Genomic DNA, 17,634 nt, shown 5'->3' on the forward strand with positions numbered 1-17,634 from the left:
CTGAAGCTTGGGAAGCCGCCGTTTCTTGGGCGCGACCCGCGCTGCCAATCCGCTTGACGACAGACCTTGCAATATGAACGGGAGGCTCGAATTGGAGTCATCCCGTTTTTTTTGTTCGGACTAAAGCCGGGCCCACGAGCCGCGCTTGTCGCCGGCAAATTAGGGTTATCCGGAATTCTTTATGCTTAAACTTTTGTGAAGAATGAGCGGCAGATACAGGGCCGCCGCGATGAGGCATCGAGGCGGTTCACCGTGGTGCGGCATGACGCACCGTGCGCGGGATCACGGGGTGAGCCCCCAAAAGGAGAATCGCATGCTGTTGCGTAGACGTTGTCTGGCCATGATGATGCTGGCGTTGACTGGCTGGGCGACGGCCAGCCATGCGCAAACGCCATCTCCGGCCTGGCCCGTCAAGCCCGTGCGCCTGGTCGTGGGGCTGGCGCCCGGAGGGCTGGTCGACGTGCTGGCGCGCACAGTGCAGCCGCACTTGGCCGAGGCCTTGAAGCAGACCGTTATCGTGGAGAATCGCGGCGGTGCGGGCGGCAACGTGGCGGGAGCCGAGGTGGTGCGCAATGGTGGAGACAACCATACCTTCCTGCTCAATCCATCGACGACCGAATCGGTCAATCCAGTGATGTTCGCCAGCATGCCGTTCGATCCGCAGCGGGACCTGCGGCCGGTTGCCTTGCTGGCCAATAGCCAGTTGTTCCTGTTTGTCCGGTCCTCGCTTGGCGTCGATACGCTCGAAGAGTTCGTGGCATACGCGCGCAAGCGGCCCGATCCTCTCAATTACGGTTCGGCCGGAAACGGCACGACGCCGCATCTGGCTGGCGAGCTGCTCAAGCAGGCCACTGGCATGCAGGCCACCCATGCGCCGTATCGCGGCGTGGCGCCAGCGATACAAGACCTGGCAGCGGGTCAGATCGACTTCGCGTTTGGACCCGCCACGGTCTTTCCCATGGTGCAAGCGGGCAAGCTGAAGGTACTGGCGGTGGCGAGCCGGCAACGCGCCGCCGTGGCGCCCGACATACGAACCTTTTCCGAGGTCGGCATCGACGGCGTTTTCGCGGACAGCCTGTTCGGCATGTATGCCGCCGCGGGCACCCGCGATGATGTGGTCGATCGCATGAACGCCGAAATCAACAAGGTGCTTGCGCGGCCGGAGATCCAGGCGCGCTTTCTCGATGCGGGCGCCGAGGCGCTACCGCTGAGCGTGGCCGACTATGCTGCGCGCGTGCAGGACGAAAAGAAATTGTTCGCCCCGCTGATGAAGTCGTTGGGGCTGAAGGAACAGTAGCTGGAACAGCGATAAAAGCTCGGGCGTCATCCTTCCTCGCGCGCCGCAATCTCCGCGGCGAGCTCGGCAAGCGATACCGCGCCCAGGCGTTGCAGCAAGGCATGCTCGCCTTCGCGCAGGGAATCCGCCACCAACTGGTTCGCTGCCCGTTCGACGGGGCAAGCAGGATTGTCGTCGGCTGGCCCGATGGCAAAGACCGTGCCGTGGGCGATGGCTTCATGGACGTCGCGCGCGGTGATGGTTTCCAGTCCCCTGGCCAGTACCCAGCCGCCGTTGCGCCCGCCCGTGGAGGTCACCATGCCGGCGGTGCGCAGCGCCGCCATGGATCGGCGCACCACCACCTCATTCGTATGCAGCATCTGGGCCAGCGTTCCAGAAGTGGTCGTGCCGCCGCGCAAATGCATGTGGATCAAGACGTGCAGCAGGCGGGCAAGACGGGTGTCATTGGCCATGGGATCGATTTACCGTAACTACAAGTGTTACGGTATTATAGCTGCACTGGATACTTCCTGAGAGCTTCCCCGATGACCGACCTTGAAACACGCGCTGTGACCGTCAACGGCATCACGCTCAATGTCACGGCCCAGGGCGTAGGCCCCCTCGTCTTGCTGTTCCACGGTTTCCCGGAGACCGCTTATGCCTGGCGCCACCAGCTTCCTGTCCTGGCCCGGGCGGGATTCCGCGCCGTGGCCCCGGATTTGCGCGGTTATGGCGCCAGCGACAGCCCGGCGGATGTGGCGGCGTTCACGACCTTGGATGTCATTGGCGATCTTGTCGCGCTTATCGAAAGCGAGGGGGCCGATGACGCAGTGATCGTGGGGAGCGATTGGGGGGCCAGCATTGCATGGCAGGCAGCCCAACTGCGTCCGGACCGCTTCCGGGCCGTCGTCGCCCTGGGCGTTCCCATGATGCGCAGAGCGCCGGCTGCGCCCAGCCGCCTCTTCCCCAAGACCGAGTCCGCCGCGTTTTACACGCATTACTTCAACGAGCCGGGAATTGCTGAAGAGGAGTTCGAGCGCGACATCAGCGCAACCCTTCGCGCCATCTACTTCGCGGCATCGGGCGACGCCGGGCCGCGTGACGACCCCGCTACGCCCAATCCGTTTGGCATGGTAGCCGCTGGCCGTGGCCTGCTCGATTCGCTGCCGGTCCCCCAGACGTTGCCGGCCTGGCTAACTCCGTCGGATCTGGCTGCCTTTGTCCAAAGCTACACCGCCAGCGGGTTTCGTGGCGGCCTCAACTATTACCGGAATCTGGACCGCAATTGGGCGCTGCAGGGGGCCTTCGAGGGAAAGACGGTGGATGTGCCTGCGCTTTATCTCGTAGGGGAAAGGGATACTGGCCTGGCGATTCCCGGCATGGACCAGATCATCGCGGCCATGCCGGCCCTCGTTCCCCAGCTGCGCGCTGCTGAAGTCATTCCCGGTGCGGGGCATTGGCTGCAACAGGAAGCCCCCGAGGCAGTCAACAAGGCGCTCGTCGATTTCCTGAGGAGTCTTTGACGGGCGCGAAGGACCCGGCATTAGGACCATCGCTTCGCGCTTCGCCAAGCTTGTACATGGATGGATGTTCATCCACCGACATGCCGAGGTTTTTCACCCAGCCGGCCGCGTAACCCCCACAAGCCAGCCAGCGCCAGCAAGGCGAAACCCGCGCCGGCCAGGAACGTGGCTTGCGGACCGCCCATGTCCCACAGCGCTCCGGCAAGGACGCTCGCCACGAGCACGGTAACGCCTGTGATCAGGTTGAAGACGCCGAACGCGGTGCCGCGCAGCTCTGGCGGCGCGACATCGGCGACCAGTGTCGTCAGCAGGCCCTGGGTGAAGCCCATGTGCAAGCCCCAGAGCGCGACGCCGGCAGCGACCCCGGCGATGCCGCTCGACCAGGCCAGGACCAGATCTGCCAGCACCAGCACAGCCAGGCCGATGGCGAGTACCGCGGGCCGGTTCATGTGATCGGACAGGATTCCCACCGGATAGGCTGAGACTGAGTACACAAGGCTCATGATCACCAGTACCAGCGGGACCAGTGTCAGCGATACCCCGGCCGATTGCGCCCGCAGGATGAGAAAGGCTTCGCTGAAGCGCGCGAGCGTGAACACCGCCGCCACGGCGACCACATACCAGAAGCCCGCGCCCAGGCGGCGCAGCTCGTCGGGGTGTAGCGGCATTCGCACCTGCCGGAGCGCCGGGGAGCGTTCAGGCTCGCTCACCCCGACTACGATCAGCGCCACCGACAGGAAGGCCGGCACAACGGCAACCCAGAACACGGCTTGGAAGTGGTCCGCTGTCAGCCACATGAGACCGATGGCCAGCAGCGGTCCCAGGAAGGCGCCGACGGTATCCAGCGACTGCCGCAGGCCGAAGCTGGCGCCGCGCAAGCGGGGGGGAGACAGGTCGGCGACGAGCGCGTCGCGCGGCGCGCCTCGGATACCCTTGCCGACCCGGTCGATGAAGCGCGCCGCGAACAGCCATTCAACGGACGAAGCCAGAGGGAAGACCGGCTTGGTCAAGGCCGCCAGCCCGTAGCCGATCGCTGCCAGGAGCTTGCGCTTGCCGAGCCAGTCGCTAAGCGCCCCGGAAAAGATCTTGGTAACGGACGCCGTCGCCTCGGCGATCCCCTCGAGCACGCCGACCGTCAGCACGGAGGTGCCCAGCACGGTGACGAGATAGGCCGGCAGCAGCGCGTGAATCATCTCCGAGGAGATATCCATCAGCAGACTGACGCACCCCAGCGCCCACACCCCGGGCGGGATCTCCCGCCAAGGCGTCCGTTTCCTGCCGCCCGTACCGTCCGACGCGTCTTGTGTATTCGTCTTCGATCTCATGGCGTTTCACCCTGGCGCCGGACGCACGCTGCGCGTTGCCCTTCGGGTACTGCTCCGCGGCTCCCGGCCGGCGCGTCATCTGGCGGGGAGGCCCAGCCATCCGTTCATTCCCACATAGATGCCTACGGCGATGATCAGCAGGCTGGAGAGATAAGGAGCACGCCGGGCCACAGCGCTGAACCATGGCGCGCGCTTGTTGACCTGGCGCACGCTCAGCGCCGCGACGGCTCCAACCGTCACCAGCGTGACGGCCAGTCCGATCGAGAAGCACAGCACCAGCACGGCACCCAGTGTGAACTCCTTTAGCTGCAGGCACAACAAGAGCACGGTGATCGCCGCCGGGCAGGGGATCAGTCCGCCGGTCAGACCAAACATGGCGATCTGCCAGTTGGTCACGTTCCGGTTCGTGAAGCGCCGGCGGATGTCATTGGCATGCGCGAGCTGGTGTGCATCCTGGTATCCCTCGCCTGCGACCTCCAGGCCTCGCAGCTCTTCGTGGAGGTGGTCATGCCGGTGCTCATCCGGCTCCATGAACGCGATGTCATAGCTGTGGACATGCCCGCCGTGACCCAGGGTCAGGCGGGCCATGAACTCGTGCGGTTCGGGAATGTCTTCAACCGACTCCAGATAGCCGTCCTTCTGCGCGAAACGGAACGCCTGGCGCGCACCGTCGACCCTCTCTGTCGTCACGGAAACGTCCTGCGCTTGCCAATTCCCGCCCCGCAGGCTGGTGAGTCTCCAGCGCGGCGCAACGCCGTCCTCGAACACCTCCAGCGCGACCAGACCGTGTCCGGTATCGATCTCGTGCCGCTCCGCGCCATGGGAATGGGCCTCATGCCCGTGGCTGTGATCATGGTCATGGTCATGGTGATGATGGGCGTGGCCCGCGCCATGCTGATCGCGCCAGGTCCGCCAGAACATCCAGGCCGCGATCAGCACGATGATGACCCCGGACGCCAGTTGAAAATATGGCTCCAGCTCTTCCGCGTCGACCCCGCGCCAGAGATACATTCCTCCCAGACCGATCCCCCACACGATAAAGGTGTGCGAAATGGTCGCGGTGATGCCCAGCAGCACCGCCTGCCACACCGATCCCCGGATCGCGACGATGAATGCCGCCATCATCGTCTTGGAATGGCCGGGCTCCAGCCCGTGCAGAGCGCCCAGCAGAATGGCGCTGGGAATAAACAGCCAGGCGTGCGACGCGCCCTGGGCGATCAGATCGGAAAAAGACAACATGGATAGCGCGCTTAGAGATACTTGGTGATTTCTTTGAATTCGTCGATCGTGCGCTGCCTGTCCTCGTTCAGCTCTCCCACCGCATCCTGCAGGCAGTGGTCGATATGGTCCTGAATGAGGATCTTCTTGGCTTGGGAAATGGCACGCTCGACCGCGTACAGCTGTTGAGCCAACTCAAGGCAGGGACGGTGTTCTTCCATCATCGACAGAATGCTGCGCAAATGCCCTTCGGCCCGCTTGAGGCGTTTGGCCACGGCGTCGTGATGATGATGAGGATCGGGTCTGTTCATGCATGGATCATATCCCCCCCGGGGGGATGTTGGGGAAGAAACCACGAAGCCCGTCGGGGGAAATCAAAAACTGCCCTAGCGATCTCTGCATGATTGCAGCGATCACGACGTCTTCTTACTCTGCTCTCCATGGACTCCTCGCTGTTCGGGGCGCCGACGCCCCTCGGCCGGACTTGACCTCGGAATCAGGCGTGTCAAGCAGAAACGCACGGATGGGCACCCTTGATACAGGTGGGGCGTGGCGGAATTCCGCCCATTGCGGGCCAAAAGCGGCTCGACGGATGCATCTCGCCCTGCGCGGCCGCCGCTGCCAGCTAAAATCCCGCAGCGCATAGACGGCCGTCAGGGATGGCCAACCTCGATGCGTTGCGGTTGCTCCGTCGCTTCGTGCGGCCACCGCGGCTCACATTCAAAGCACAAATGAAAAATACATTGATGGCCACGCACCTGCGCCTGCTCGGCATGGCAGCGCTCTGGGGCGCGTCGTGGTCCTGGGGCAAGGTCGTCGCCCAGTCCATGGCGCCACTGGCCGCGGCCAGCCTGCGGTTCCTGTTTGCCAGCGTGGTCTTGGTCCTGTGGATGCATCGCGCCTCGGCGCTGCGCGGCCTGAAGTCCCTGACGCGCAACCAATGGCTCGGCCTGGCCGCCGCCGCGTTGGCGGGCGTCTTTGGCTACTCCAGCTTCTTCATGTTGAGCCTGCAGTTGGTGCCGGCCGGCAAGGCCGCGATCGTGGTGACGCTGAACCCCGGCGCGACGCTGTTGCTGGCGGCGATCCTGTTCCGCGAACATCTCAACCCCGCCATCCTGGCCGGCATGGTCCTTTCGGCCATCGGTGCGTACATCGCCATCGGCGGCGGGGTTTCACAAGCCGCTGCCGGCTCCGGCGTAGGCATCGGCGAACTGCTGCTGCTCGGTTGCGTGGCCTGCTGGGTGGCCTACACCCTTATCGGCCGGCTAGTGCTCAAAGGCGTGGACGCCCTGACCACCACCACGGTGACCACCGTGATCGGCGCGCTGATGCTGCTGCTCACCAGTCTGATCGTGGAAGGCGTGCCGGCCTGGCAGAAGCTGGGGCAGGCGCCGGCCAGCGCCTGGGGCAGCCTGCTGGCTTTGGCGTTCGGGGCGACCGCGATCGCCTACGCCTGGTACTTCGAAGGCGTGAAGGCGCTGGGCGCGGGCGCGGCCTCGGGCTACATCACGCTGGTGCCCGTGTTCGGCGTGCTGTTCTCCAGCCTTTGGCTGGGTGAAGCCACGCCCGCGAATCTGTTCATCGGCGCCGCTCTTGCGATCTCGGGCATGGCGATCATGCACGTCGGCCGGCGTCGCGCCGAGGCGCGACAACGCCGATAGGCGGACCTTCCATGCAGCCCTATACCCACGACAACCTGCCTGCCCAGGAGACTTGGCTGGATTGCGCGACCGCCGACGGAGGCCGGCTGCGCGTGGTGCTGCTCGCAGCCGATCCGCAGGCGGCGGCGCCGTTGCTGGCGCGGGCCCGCTCGATCGCTCAAGCGCTGGCGACGCACCGCGACGCCGCGTTGCAATTCCTCTGGCAGGCGGGACGCGACAGCGGCGACCCCCAAGATCCCCCTGCGACGTTCCTGGAACACTTCACGCCATCCGACCTGATCGTCGCGGCCGACGGGGGCTACGTGCTGCACCTGGCGCCGCGCGACGCGACCTGGTTCATGGATGGCTATTGGCCGGCCGTACGCTTCGCGGCGGATGACCGGCCTGCGGACTGGATCTGCGAATCCTGATCTGAGCCACCGTATCCAAAGCGGCCTCTTGGCGCTTGGAGGCAATGCCGCGTCAGGTTCCGCACAGGCGCATGATTACACTCTGATCGTGACACGTGCGTCATTCACGGAGAAGTCGGCATGCAATTGGCTCAAACATGACTAGCAACGACGGGATTCAGGTCTCGGTCTATACCCGATGGCACCAGTTGTCGGTGCCGTTGGCCTTCGCCCTGGCGGCGGGCAGCTTCATGCTGGTGGTGTTCAACCGTGGGCCGATTGTTCTGGCGGTTGTGCTGGCGGTGCTGGGGTTGCTGGTGCCGCCGCTGGTGGCGTTCAAGGGCTTTCCCACACGCAATACCGTCAAGGTGACGTCCGAAGGGCTGGAGTTTTCGCGCCGCTCTGCCGTCGCCTTCGCCCATTTGTCCCGCTGGGGCACCGACGATTATCTCAAGCTGGTCCGCCCCGGCCTGCCGACGTTGCTGGTCAGTGCAGTGGACCGGCCCACACGTGAACGTCTGTTGCGCGAGTTTGAGCAGGCCTTGGCGGCGTGGCATACGCGCCAGCCCGCCGGTACGCAGGCAGCGCGCCGCACACATTTCTATGGTTCCAACGCAGGACGCCTGGTGGGCTTGTTGATCGTCGTGCTGGGGGCGGGAGTGGCGGTCATGGCGCTGAGCTTGCGCGAACCGTCGATGTCGCTGGCTATCGTTGGCGGGCTGGGAGCGCTGTTCGGATTGACGATGCTGTTTGGCCGGCGGGACTGAAGGCGCTGGGCACGCCGTGGCCCGTACGTTCGCATCGGCAGGTCCGCCGCAAACAGGGATATAGTGGTGCGCCCTCCAGGCTCCCGCCTTCGCGGCGAACCAGGACTTTTCTTAGCTTCAGGATGCTTGCATGACCATGACCGCCGAACAGTTTCATCAACGCATGTGGGAAATCCTGGATCCCGTGGACACTGAACATTTCGAGGTCGTGGCCGCGCCCGCGCCCGATGCGGAGGCGATCGCCGCTCTGGAGGCCGCTGTCGGCTTCCCGCTGCCTTCGGCGTTTGCGGCCTTCTGCCAGCGTACCAACGGCCTGTGCGTGATGGCGCGCGAGGAAGTCTGGCCGCACGCGAAGGAGTTCGAGGTCGGCCCCGCCTGGACGTTCTGGCGCGGCCTGGTGCTGTTGGGCGTCGATGCGCCGGAGTTGCCCGAATGGGCCAGCATCTCGGCGCAGCAGCGCCAGCTCGCCGAGGCCGGTTTGCCCGGCATCCTGCCCGTGCTGAAGATCGTGGGCGACGGCAGCCGGATCTGGGGCGTGGATCAGACGGGGACCGTCGTGGTGATCGATGACTTGACCGAAGTGGAGCCGCAGGCCGGCGACCTCACCGACCTCTACGCCGAGCAGATAGCCGATCTGCTGCAGCGCCAGCAGGATATGGCGCAGCGGCTGGCCGAACGCGCGGCGCGCAAGCAGCGCAAGCTGCCGGGGTAGCATGAGCGCAATGCTGCAAGTCACGGAAGAACCCCTGGCCGATGAGGACATCGTGCTGCTGCGCCGTGGCCGTCGCGGCAGATTCCTGACGGCCGTGTTCGCGGGGCTGATGTTCCTGCTGCTGGCGAGCAGCGCGATCATGTTCGTCGTGCTTGGCGCGTCCGATCGCAGCCTGCGCCGCGGCGCTGACGGCGTGGTGATCCTGTTGTGCACAGTGGCGATGACTTGCTTCGCGGTCTTTCTTGGACGCAGGTTGCTGCGCCTGCCGCAAGCCTGGCGCCGCTTCAATCGGGTGTTGAAGGGGCGTGTACCCAAGCAGATCGTTTCCGGGCACCTGACCGGTTTTGGTCCGGCCGGGAGTCCCGGCATCTGCTACGTCTTCGGCGAACAGCGCGTGGACGTAGCTCTGCCGTTTTGGAACGAGATCGCCAGGGACACTCGAGAAGGTTTCCGGCCTGTGACGGCCGTGGCGCTGACGGACCTACCCGTGCGCCTGCACTTGCTGACGCTGGACCCCGACGCGCCACCCGTGCTGTTGCTGGCCGAGTACCCGATGAGCGCGCAGGCCTGGAATTCGGTCGAGGAAGTCAGCAATGCCGACCGCGAGGCCGTGCGCAAGGAAGAATTGAGCCTGCGCAAGTTCTTCTACGTGCTCGCCCTGGCGCCGCTGGTCGGCAGCCTGTTCCTGGGGCCCTTGATCCTGCTGGCCGCATTCTTCGTTCTCACGGGATTCGCGCTGGGCGTGCGCAGCCCCAGGCTGAAGCGGGCCCGCTACAAGCTCGGGGTACGCGGCTTGGTCGAGGAAGTCGTGAGCTATCGCGTGCGCGCGACCAACTCGAACATTTCCACGCTGGTTCACAACTATCGCATCGGGGGCGTGATGTACCGGGTCGAGCATTTAGGGCAAGCTGCCGCGCCGGGCCAGCGCGTTGCCTTCGAGTATCTCGACGGAACGGGCATCATGGGGCCGAGCGCCTTGTTCTTTCGAATCGAAGACGAGCCGGTCATGACGCTATGAGCGCGGCGCGCTGCCCGCCGCATTGAACCCTGCCGGGATCTCTGCGGGCGGCGCGGGCCGCGCCGGCGGCATCATGCCTGTGCGCAACACGCTTGAGTGCTTGCGTTGTCGCCAGGCGCGTGGTGGCCATGCCCGGCCTCGGCCGGCGCCATACCCGCAACCGTGCAGTTCCGTCCTTGTCGCTTCGCCTCGTAAAGCAGGTCGTCTGCCCGCTTCAACGCGCTGGCGAAAGGTTCTCCTGCCTGCACGAGGGTCACTCCCATGCTTGCAGTGAAACGGGAATCTGGAACCTGTGGCGCCCAGCGCTGCGCCACGAAACTGGCACGGATCTCTTCGGCGATTGCGGTGGCGCTTTCCAGGCTTGCCGTGGGCAGCAGCAGCAGGAATTCTTCTCCTCCCAGCCGGGCCACATGGATGCGGGTGTCCGCTTGCGGCCTGAGCAGGGCGCCGAATCGGGCAAGCACCATGTCGCCAAACGCGTGGCCGAAGACATCGTTGATGCGCTTGAAGTTGTCGATGTCGGCCATGATCAGCGCGGTCGGTGTCGCCGCATCCGAGAATGCGCGTCCGGAGGCAAGCAGACTATCGAGTCCTTGGCGGTTCAGCAGGCCCGTCAAGGCGTCGGTATGGGCATGGCGACGGTACTTCTCTATGGCGTCGTAGCTCGTCGCGATGAAGACCGCGAAGGTCAGGACTATGCTTCCGAGCAGTCCGGTGTATTGGATCAGGATGCCCCAGACCGACGTTCTCCATTCGCCCGTCGAGAGCGGCGGAATCGGGGCGGCAATGTACAGGATGCACTGGCCCGTCAACACGAGGGAGATGAAAAGGAACGCGGCGGTGAGCACCCTGTCCGACGTAGTCACGGCATGCCTGGCGAAGGACAGCGTGGCCCGCCAGGTCACGAGCGCGCAACAGGCTTGCACGAAGAACGTTTCCAGCTTCGCGCTGGCAAACAGCACTACCGAGACAACTACCATCGCCGTCGAGGCAAGCAGGACCGCAGCATCGAAGTAGGGGGAAACTTGGCTGCGCCTGCGGCTCTGAAGGGCGCGACAGGCGAGGATGACGCCGCCCAGAATGAAAGCATCCTCGACGACCTGTTTATATGGGGAAAGTGCGCTGGCCTGCACCAGCATGATGGCGTAGCCTGCGCCCAGGCAGGCCAGGGCGCAGCCCCACCGGAGCGTATTGAAGCCGATGAAGCGTGCAGCGCAGAGTCCGATGGCGCACATCAGGATCGCTGCAGGCACGGACCATTCAAGAAGGGTTGCGGGCATGGACAGGCGAATACGTGGAACGGTACACAGTCGAGCGCATGCTCGGCCGACACAATTTGTATGGAAAAAGATTACAGTGTGTTGCAATGTATCGCCAGGACTCAACAGTCAAGGATTGTCAAGCGTTGCGGCCTGCTTCGCCGGGAAGGGAAAGCCGGTGTCTGCCGGACGTTGAACAGCTGGCGAGAGACGCGGCGGCTGTCAGCTGGCCGACAGGCGGGCGCGAGGGGCGCCAGCTACACTTCCGGCATCCCGCGCCAATGTCCGCCGGACCGGTCCCGTGCCCCGCGGCAAGGCGGCGGACTGGCGGCCGGTCTCCCATTCTCCCGCCATGTCGCAACCCGATTCGTTCAATCTGAAGCAGATCGCCGTGCCGGCGTTCGGCCCATCGCTGCTCTATGGCATCAGCAACGGCGCCATTCTTCCCGTGATCGCGCTCACCGCGCGCGATCAAGGAGCGTCGATAGCCACCGCCGGCCTGATCGCCGCCCTCATCGGGGTCGGCTCGCTGTTTTCCAATATTCCGTCCGCGCTGATTACGCATCGCTTCGGCGAGAAGCGCGCCATGGCTGGCGCGGCGGTGTTGAGCGTGGTCGGCCTGCTGCTCGTGATTGGCGTGCCCAACCTCTGGGTGCTGGCGCTGGCGATGCTGATGCAAGGATGCGCGCAGTCGGTGTTTCAGCTGGCGCGCCAGAGCTACATGATTGAGGTCGTGCCGCTGGTGTACAGGGCGCGCGCCCTGTCCACGCTCGGCGGAACGACGCGGATCGGTACTTTCTTCGGCCCTTTCGCGGGGGCGGCCCTGATTCATTTCGTGGGGCTGGATGGCGCCTATTGGGTTGCCATCTGCGCCATGCTCGGCGCAGGACTCATCGCCATCAAGGCGCCCGACATCGAGCCTTCGGCGGGCGTGAGCGCGGGCGCGCCGCGCGCGCGCATGGGCGAGGTTGCGCGCGACCATCGCGGCGTGTACGCCACGCTCGGCGTGGGCGTGATGCTGATCAGCGCGCTGCGCGCGTCGCGCCAGGTGGTGATTCCCCTGTGGGCAGACCATCTGGGCCTCGACGCCGCCACCACTTCGCTCATCTACGGGCTGGTCGCCGCAGTCGACATGTCGGTGTTCTATCCGGCGGGCAAGGTGATGGACCAGCGCGGCCGCTTGTGGGTGGCATTGCCTTGCACGCTGCTGATGGGGCTGAGCCTGATGGCGATCCCGCTTACCGACGGGGTGGCGAGCTTCATCCTGGTGTCGGCGCTGTTGGGCTTCGGCAACGGCATCGGATCGGGCATCGTCATGACACTGGGCGCCGACGCCGCCCCAGCGGGCGCGCGCACGCAGTTCCTTGGCATCTGGCGTTTCATGGCCGACCTTGGCTCGAGCGGCGGGCCCGTGGCGCTGTCGGTGCTGACCGCCCTGGTGTCGCTCGGCGGCGCATCGTTCGGTGTTGGCACGCTGGGGCTGGTGGCGGCCGGCGTGTTCTGGCGCTGGCTACCGCGCCGCGCGCAGGCTTGAAGAGCCTTGCTCCAGGGCTCGCACGGGTCATGGGAGCCGCCCGCGTCTCCGTAGGGAAACGGAAGATACGGTGTCGGATTGAGCTTTCGCGCCGCAATTTGTAGTCTGGCATCATATTTTTTGCGGAATGGCCGCCCCGGAGACGCTGATGCCGACTCTCTCCTATGCAATCCTCGAAGCCCCTTCCACGCTAGGCTTGGCGACCGACGGTGTGGAATGTCTGCCTGATCAGCTCCTGGCCCACGGCCTTGCTGAGCGCATCCATGCACGCCGCGCCGGGCGACTTGCCGTGCCTCCCAAGAATCCGACGCCCGATCCCGAGACCGGCACCCTGAACGCCAAGGCCATTGCGGCGTGGTCGCCCAAGCTTGCCGACGCGGTGGGCGCGCTGCTTGATGCGGGCGAGTTTCCGGTGCTGCTAGGCGGCGATTGCACAATCCTGCTGGGTTCCATGCTCGCGTTGCGCAGGCGCGGCCGTTACGGCCTGCTCTTCATCGACGGCAACGCCGACTTTTTCCAACCTGAGGCGGAACCCAACGGCGAAGGCGCTTCTATGGATCTTGCCTTCGTCACCGGCCATGGTCCGCCGCTATTGGCCGACATCGAAGGGCGCGGGCCTTTGGTCCGCCCTGAAGACGCTGTTGCGTTCGCGTATCGCGATCATGAGGACCAGGAAGAGTACGGCAGCCAGCCGCTCCCTGAAGCGCTCAAGACGCTTGATCTCCCCGCAGTACGTTCGATGGGCATCGAGGCTGCTGCGCGCCAGGCAGTCGATCATCTGACGCGAGCAGAGTTGGACGGTTTCTTTATCCACGTCGACGCAGACTGTCTTGACGACGCCATCATGCCGGCCGTCGATTTCCGCGTGCCTGGCGGCTTGTCGTGGGAAGAGCTGACGGCCGCGCTGCGGATTGTCCTGTCGAGCGGCAAGGCTGTCGGCCTTGAGATCACTATCTACAATCCGCATCTTGATGAAGATGGCAGCGCCGGGCGTGGCCTGGCCGATTTGCTGGCTGCAGCCCTCGGAACGGCTGCGTAATCGGTGTAATCGTGGTGTCCGGCGGCACGCAGTCGCATCGAGTTTGCGTGCAGCTGCGGGATGCCTTTGATCAGCGCACCGCGAACCAGTCTCCCGCCAGGCTGCCGTTCATGCCGCAGAACGGCGGACCGAAGCCGTCTTTCTCCACTCCGGCGGGCGGCGTTTCTCGCACCACCAGCACCGCGCCCCGGCGCGTCAGGTCCAGCGTCCACGGCGGCCCGTCCTGATAGGTGACGATGATGCTGTCGCCTACGGCGACCGCCTTGCCGCTCAGATCGCAGACCCAGCGGCCGCTGTAGGGCTCGGCCGAATTGGCGGCCACGAGCAGTTGACCGTCGGCGCCGCGGGTGATTTCAATTTCACCTTCGACGTTCTTCCACTTGCCGACAAAACCGGCAGATGGCTGCGGATTGATGGACTTCAGAAAATCCAAGCGGTAGCGCATGCTGGTGCCGATCTCCTTGACCGGCGTGCTGCCCGAAAAGGGCTCGTCGTAGATCCTGTCCCGCACGCCCAGGAAATAACGTTGGTCGGCGGTCAGCGATTTGACCGCCTCGGCGTCGAGTTTGGCGCGCACCGCCTTGTACTGCTGCGCGATGGCCGCATCCTGGTCGGCCAGGGCCGGGTGGGCGCAAATGGCTTTTTCGACCGGAGTCGCGGCTTTGGCGCAGTTGAAAGAGGGGGCAGCCACGGCGCTGCCTGCCACGGCCAACGATGCTGCAAGGACCAGATGACGGATCATCTTGTGTAGCTCTCCAGGTTGTGTAAGCGTTCGGCGGGCCTGTCGGCGCCGAGATGACGGCGCAGTTTACCGGCGCGGATTGTTCTTGGGGACGGCGGGATGGCGTTGTCGCTTCTGCCAACCGCGCCCGGGCTGGCGACTTCCAAACCGAGGCCGCGGAATTTTGCGTTGGTATGTCAATCAAAAAAATATAAGCCTTTGATTCTTATTGAATTGCGTGCCAATTCGAGCGGATTCTGGCTGTGGACTCCTGATTTCTTGGTCAATAGCACTCTCTTAAATATATAATTCATCTGATAAGCATTCGCATTTAGATATCGGAAAGATGAATTGTGGCCAAGAAAACTCAGTTGACTATCTCGCTGTGCGTCCAGTGCTTTAGCCCGGCAGTCGCGCTGTCCTTGATTCTTCCCGCCAGCGCCGCAGCCCAGACCGCGGCGCAAGCCACGACGCTGCAGCCCGTCACCGTGACCGCGGGTTCGGTCTCGGAGGAAGACTTGCCCGCGCCCTATGCCGGCGGGCAGGTGGCGCAGGGCGCGCGCCTGGGCCTGATGGGCAATCAGGACGTGATGGACACGCCATTCAACGTCACCAGCTATACCTCCGAGCTGATCCAGAACCAGCAGGCGCGCACGTTGGCGGACGTGATGGCCAACGATCCTTCCGTGCGGTTCACGACGTCGAGCGGGCATGCCTACGAGAACTTCCGCATCCGCGGCTTCGACGTCAACCAGAACGACGTGGCGATCAACGGCATGTATGGCCTGGCGCCCATGGGGCGCACGCCGCTGGAGTTCGTCGAGCGGGTGGAGGTGCTGAAAGGTCCGAACGCCTTGTTCAGCGGCATGGCGCCCAGCGGCGCGGTGGGCGGCACGATCAACCTGGTGCCCAAGCGGGCGGAAGACACGCCCAATGCCACCTTCGGCGTGAACTGGCAGGCCGACGGCCAGCTGGGCACGACCATCGATGCCGGCCGCCGTTTCGGCTCCGCCAATGAATGGGGCGCGCGCGTCAACGGTTCCTTCAGCGACGGCGCCACCACGCTGGACGGCCAATCCAGAAAGCGCGAGTTCCTGTCCGCCGGCCTGGACTATCGCGGCAGCGCCCTGAGCGCGTCGATAGACGCTTACCACAGCCAGGAGTCGTTTTCGGGCGGCACGCCGGCCATGTTCTGGTTCGGCGGCTCCGTCGTGCCCGACGCGCCCGATCCCCGCATCAACCAGTTCAGCACCGGCTATGGCAGCATCCAGAGCAACGCCGTCATGGCGCGGGCTGAATACCGCTTCAATGACAGCGTATCGGCCTTTGCCGGTGTGGGCAGGCGCGACAGCCATCAATCGGGCCTGATCAACGGCACCCACGCGCGGCAGATAGACGCCAATGGCAATTTCACCGGCTCCATCATCGGCCAGCGCGCCTACACCGACGCCACCTCGGCCGAAGGCGGGCTGCGTACGCGGTTCAACACGGGCAGCGTGCGGCACGAGCTGGTGCTCCAGGCCTCCTTGCTGAAGCTCGAGGACGGGTCGGCCACCGGCACGGCATCGACCTTCAAGTCGAACATCTACGACCCGATCACGCCGGTCATGCCGGCGGTGCCGGGCAGCGCGCCCAAGACGGCGGAGAATACGCTGTCCAGCCTGGCGCTGGTGGATACCATGTCCTTCTTCGACGACAAGCTGCTCCTGACCGGCGGCCTGCGCAACCAGCGCGTGAAGACGACGAACTTCGACAAGACCGGCAAGACGACGGCCCGCTATGACGAGGACGCCGTGACGCCGGCCGTCGCCATCGTCGTCAAGCCCTGGGGACCGGACGTTTCGCTGTATGCCAACTACGTGCAGGGCCTGAGCAAGGGCGATAGCGTCACGGACACCAGCGCCAGCAACTATGGCCAGGTGTTCGCGCCGTACAAGACCAAGCAGCAGGAGCTGGGCGTCAAGTGGAATGCCGGCACCTTCACCAATACCCTGGCAGTCTTCCAGATCGACAAGCCCATGCTGGTGACGGAGGGCTCCACGGCCAAGCCTACGTACGCGGACGGCGGCGAGAAGCGTGTCCGCGGCGTGGAGTGGAATACCTTCGGCGAGTTGACGGCGGGCGTGCGCGTGCTGGGCGGCGTCACTTACACGCAAGGCACTCAGGTCAAGACCTCGTATGGCCGCTATGACGGCAATACCGCGGTGGGCGCGCCGCGCTGGCAGGCCAATGCCGGGCTGGAATGGGATACGCCGTGGGTGCCCGGCGTGACGCTGAGCGCGCGCGTGCAGGCGACTTCGAGCCAGTACGCCGATGCGGCCAACAAGCTGCAGATCCCGGGCTGGGGCCAACTGGACCTGGGCGCCCGCTACGCCACGCAGATCAACGGCCGGGACGTGGTGTACCGGCTGAATGTCAACAATGTGTTCGACAAGCACTATTACGCCGGCAGTTTCAGTGACACGACGCCTATCGTGACGCTGGGGCCGGCGCGCACCGTAACCGCCTCCGCCAGCATCAGTTTCTGAATGCGGGATGTTTTGTCGGTCCCTGTTCCGGACAGCCGACGCGGGGCAGGGATAGGCAGGCAGGTCTCGGGCAATTCATTCAGAGGTGACCATGGAAGTCCTGATTCTTTTCAGCCTGGCAAGCCTTTTCCTGGGCAGTTTCTGTATCTATCGCGCCTCGCCCAATCAGCGATGGGCCGCCACGTCCTGGCCGGTCCTGTCCGCCCGCGTCGCGGGTATTCTGCTGCTCGCGCTGGGCGGCTGGGGTTGCCTGCGCGCATTCTCTGCCGTCGCGGCCGTGTTCGTTTTCTGCACGGCCTTGATGCTGTTCTTCAGCCTCATGCCGTATCTGGGCGTGCTGGCGGGCTTGCGCGGAAGCGATAGGCATGAAGCCCGTTAAGCCCGCGCCGATCCGGCGCGACTGGATATCGAAGAGCCTGGCGGGCGCATTGCTCGGTTTCGCGCTAGCCATCGGCGCCAGCGCGGCGCTTGCCGCCTTGACGGCCGGCATTCCATTGGCGACGCGTTCGCAGCTTGCCATGTGGCTGGTGCCGCCGGTCTGGCTTGGCGTCGCGAGCACCGTCTACTTTTTCACCAGCGGCCTGCGCGCGTGGATCTGGCTGGGCGGAGCCTGCGTGCTGCTCTACGGCGGACTGCTAGTCGTCAAGGCGATCTGAAGGGAGTC

18 protein-coding genes are annotated in these 17,634 nt (G+C 64.8%); 12 read left to right on the forward strand and 6 right to left on the reverse strand.

Features of this window, described 5'->3' with window-relative positions; translation table 11 throughout:
• The first annotated feature begins 313 nt into the window (after positions 1-313).
• Positions 314-1,297: a Bug family tripartite tricarboxylate transporter substrate binding protein gene (locus tag NGK62_RS16975; RefSeq protein WP_251879268.1), complete on the forward strand. Its 984-nt coding sequence runs from the start codon at positions 314-316 to the stop codon at positions 1,295-1,297.
• A gap of 26 nt (positions 1,298-1,323) precedes the next feature.
• Here NGK62_RS16975 and NGK62_RS16980 read toward each other — a convergent pair whose 3' ends face one another.
• Positions 1,324-1,749 carry an RrF2 family transcriptional regulator gene (locus NGK62_RS16980; protein WP_059371409.1) on the reverse strand — a complete coding sequence of 142 codons (426 nt, stop codon included), beginning with the start codon at positions 1,747-1,749 and terminating at the stop codon, positions 1,324-1,326.
• Positions 1,750-1,821: 72 nt separating this feature from the next.
• Here NGK62_RS16980 and NGK62_RS16985 point away from each other — a divergent pair, with 72 nt between their 5' ends.
• Positions 1,822-2,799 carry an alpha/beta fold hydrolase gene (locus NGK62_RS16985; RefSeq protein WP_251879270.1) on the forward strand — a complete coding sequence of 326 codons (978 nt, stop codon included), beginning with the start codon at positions 1,822-1,824 and terminating at the stop codon, positions 2,797-2,799.
• A 68-nt stretch (positions 2,800-2,867) separates the two neighbouring features.
• Here NGK62_RS16985 and NGK62_RS16990 read toward each other — a convergent pair whose 3' ends face one another.
• From NGK62_RS16990 to NGK62_RS17000, 3 genes are all read right to left on the reverse strand, one after another.
• Positions 2,868-4,052 (reverse strand): MFS transporter, encoded by a 1,185-nt coding sequence (locus NGK62_RS16990; protein ID WP_286012430.1) that lies wholly within the window; start codon positions 4,050-4,052, stop codon positions 2,868-2,870.
• Positions 4,053-4,199: 147 nt separating this feature from the next.
• On the reverse strand, positions 4,200-5,363 hold the full coding sequence (locus NGK62_RS16995) for a nickel/cobalt efflux transporter (RefSeq protein ID WP_251879274.1): 1,164 nt from the start codon (positions 5,361-5,363) through the stop codon (positions 4,200-4,202).
• Positions 5,364-5,374: 11 nt separating this feature from the next.
• Positions 5,375-5,653 (reverse strand): metal-sensing transcriptional repressor, encoded by a 279-nt coding sequence (locus NGK62_RS17000; RefSeq protein WP_059371413.1) that lies wholly within the window; start codon positions 5,651-5,653, stop codon positions 5,375-5,377.
• Between the two features lie 420 nt (positions 5,654-6,073).
• Here NGK62_RS17000 and NGK62_RS17005 point away from each other — a divergent pair, with 420 nt between their 5' ends.
• The 5 genes from NGK62_RS17005 (at position 6,074) to NGK62_RS17025 (ending at position 9,889) form a co-directional block, all read left to right on the forward strand.
• The gene (locus NGK62_RS17005; protein ID WP_059371414.1) at positions 6,074-7,003 is read left to right on the forward strand and encodes a DMT family transporter; all 930 of its coding nucleotides are present in this window, start codon (positions 6,074-6,076) and stop codon (positions 7,001-7,003) included.
• A gap of 11 nt (positions 7,004-7,014) precedes the next feature.
• Positions 7,015-7,413 (forward strand): hypothetical protein, encoded by a 399-nt coding sequence (locus NGK62_RS17010; protein ID WP_251879276.1) that lies wholly within the window; start codon positions 7,015-7,017, stop codon positions 7,411-7,413.
• Positions 7,414-7,550: 137 nt separating this feature from the next.
• Positions 7,551-8,159 carry a hypothetical protein gene (locus NGK62_RS17015; RefSeq protein ID WP_059371416.1) on the forward strand — a complete coding sequence of 203 codons (609 nt, stop codon included), beginning with the start codon at positions 7,551-7,553 and terminating at the stop codon, positions 8,157-8,159.
• Positions 8,160-8,289: 130 nt separating this feature from the next.
• Positions 8,290-8,871: an SMI1/KNR4 family protein gene (locus NGK62_RS17020; protein ID WP_251879278.1), complete on the forward strand. Its 582-nt coding sequence runs from the start codon at positions 8,290-8,292 to the stop codon at positions 8,869-8,871.
• 1 nt (position 8,872) lies between these two features.
• On the forward strand, positions 8,873-9,889 hold the full coding sequence (locus NGK62_RS17025; RefSeq protein ID WP_251879280.1) for a hypothetical protein: 1,017 nt from the start codon (positions 8,873-8,875) through the stop codon (positions 9,887-9,889).
• 71 nt (positions 9,890-9,960) lie between these two features.
• Here NGK62_RS17025 and NGK62_RS17030 read toward each other — a convergent pair whose 3' ends face one another.
• Positions 9,961-11,142, reverse strand: coding sequence for a GGDEF domain-containing protein (locus NGK62_RS17030; RefSeq protein WP_251879282.1), 1,182 nt, complete (start codon positions 11,140-11,142; stop codon positions 9,961-9,963).
• 358 nt (positions 11,143-11,500) lie between these two features.
• Here NGK62_RS17030 and NGK62_RS17035 point away from each other — a divergent pair, with 358 nt between their 5' ends.
• Both NGK62_RS17035 and NGK62_RS17040 read left to right on the forward strand, forming a co-directional pair.
• On the forward strand, positions 11,501-12,682 hold the full coding sequence (locus NGK62_RS17035) for an MFS transporter (RefSeq protein WP_059371420.1): 1,182 nt from the start codon (positions 11,501-11,503) through the stop codon (positions 12,680-12,682).
• A gap of 148 nt (positions 12,683-12,830) precedes the next feature.
• Entirely contained in the window at positions 12,831-13,721 is an 891-nt protein-coding gene (locus NGK62_RS17040) for an arginase family protein (protein WP_251879284.1), read from the forward strand.
• Positions 13,722-13,791: 70 nt separating this feature from the next.
• On the opposite strand, the gene NGK62_RS17045 is transcribed toward NGK62_RS17040, so the two are convergent.
• Positions 13,792-14,427, reverse strand: a complete 636-nt coding sequence (locus NGK62_RS17045) for a lysozyme inhibitor LprI family protein (RefSeq protein ID WP_251879286.1) — start codon at positions 14,425-14,427, stop codon at positions 13,792-13,794.
• A 368-nt stretch (positions 14,428-14,795) separates the two neighbouring features.
• On the opposite strand from NGK62_RS17045, the gene NGK62_RS17050 reads away from it, so the two are divergent.
• The 3 genes from NGK62_RS17050 (at position 14,796) to NGK62_RS17060 (ending at position 17,626) form a co-directional block, all read left to right on the forward strand.
• Positions 14,796-16,970, forward strand: a complete 2,175-nt coding sequence (locus NGK62_RS17050; protein ID WP_251879288.1) for a TonB-dependent receptor — start codon at positions 14,796-14,798, stop codon at positions 16,968-16,970.
• Positions 16,971-17,061: 91 nt separating this feature from the next.
• Positions 17,062-17,349, forward strand: a complete 288-nt coding sequence (locus tag NGK62_RS17055) for a hypothetical protein (RefSeq protein WP_059371423.1) — start codon at positions 17,062-17,064, stop codon at positions 17,347-17,349.
• A complete protein-coding gene (locus NGK62_RS17060; protein ID WP_251879290.1) occupies positions 17,336-17,626 on the forward strand; it encodes a hypothetical protein in 291 nt (96 codons plus the stop codon). The genes NGK62_RS17055 and NGK62_RS17060 overlap by 14 nt, the downstream gene beginning before the upstream one ends.
• The last annotated feature ends 8 nt before the right edge of the window (positions 17,627-17,634 follow it).

Source organism: Achromobacter sp. Marseille-Q4954 (assembly GCF_943737025.1).
Taxonomy (GTDB): Bacteria; Pseudomonadota; Gammaproteobacteria; order Burkholderiales; family Burkholderiaceae_B; genus Achromobacter; species Achromobacter bronchisepticus_A.

Excerpts from the sequence above, each read along its gene's own strand:
- NGK62_RS17055 (WP_059371423.1), top strand. The coding sequence starts at position 17,062 with ATGGAAGTCCTGATTCTTTTCAGCCTGGCAAGCCTTTTCCTGGGCAGT.
- NGK62_RS16975 (WP_251879268.1), top strand. The coding sequence starts at position 314 with ATGCTGTTGCGTAGACGTTGTCTGGCCATGATGATGCTGGCGTTGACT.
- NGK62_RS17035 (WP_059371420.1), top strand. The coding sequence starts at position 11,501 with ATGTCGCAACCCGATTCGTTCAATCTGAAGCAGATCGCCGTGCCGGCG.
- NGK62_RS17010 (WP_251879276.1), top strand. The coding sequence starts at position 7,015 with ATGCAGCCCTATACCCACGACAACCTGCCTGCCCAGGAGACTTGGCTG.
- NGK62_RS17015 (WP_059371416.1), top strand. The coding sequence starts at position 7,551 with ATGACTAGCAACGACGGGATTCAGGTCTCGGTCTATACCCGATGGCAC.
- NGK62_RS17040 (WP_251879284.1), top strand. The coding sequence starts at position 12,831 with ATGCCGACTCTCTCCTATGCAATCCTCGAAGCCCCTTCCACGCTAGGC.
- NGK62_RS17000 (WP_059371413.1), bottom strand. The coding sequence starts at position 5,653 with ATGAACAGACCCGATCCTCATCATCATCACGACGCCGTGGCCAAACGC.
- NGK62_RS17025 (WP_251879280.1), top strand. The coding sequence starts at position 8,873 with ATGAGCGCAATGCTGCAAGTCACGGAAGAACCCCTGGCCGATGAGGAC.
- NGK62_RS16995 (WP_251879274.1), bottom strand. The coding sequence starts at position 5,363 with ATGTTGTCTTTTTCCGATCTGATCGCCCAGGGCGCGTCGCACGCCTGG.
- NGK62_RS17020 (WP_251879278.1), top strand. The coding sequence starts at position 8,290 with ATGACCATGACCGCCGAACAGTTTCATCAACGCATGTGGGAAATCCTG.
- NGK62_RS16985 (WP_251879270.1), top strand. The coding sequence starts at position 1,822 with ATGACCGACCTTGAAACACGCGCTGTGACCGTCAACGGCATCACGCTC.
- NGK62_RS16980 (WP_059371409.1), bottom strand. The coding sequence starts at position 1,749 with ATGGCCAATGACACCCGTCTTGCCCGCCTGCTGCACGTCTTGATCCAC.
- NGK62_RS17005 (WP_059371414.1), top strand. The coding sequence starts at position 6,074 with ATGAAAAATACATTGATGGCCACGCACCTGCGCCTGCTCGGCATGGCA.
- NGK62_RS17060 (WP_251879290.1), top strand. The coding sequence starts at position 17,336 with ATGAAGCCCGTTAAGCCCGCGCCGATCCGGCGCGACTGGATATCGAAG.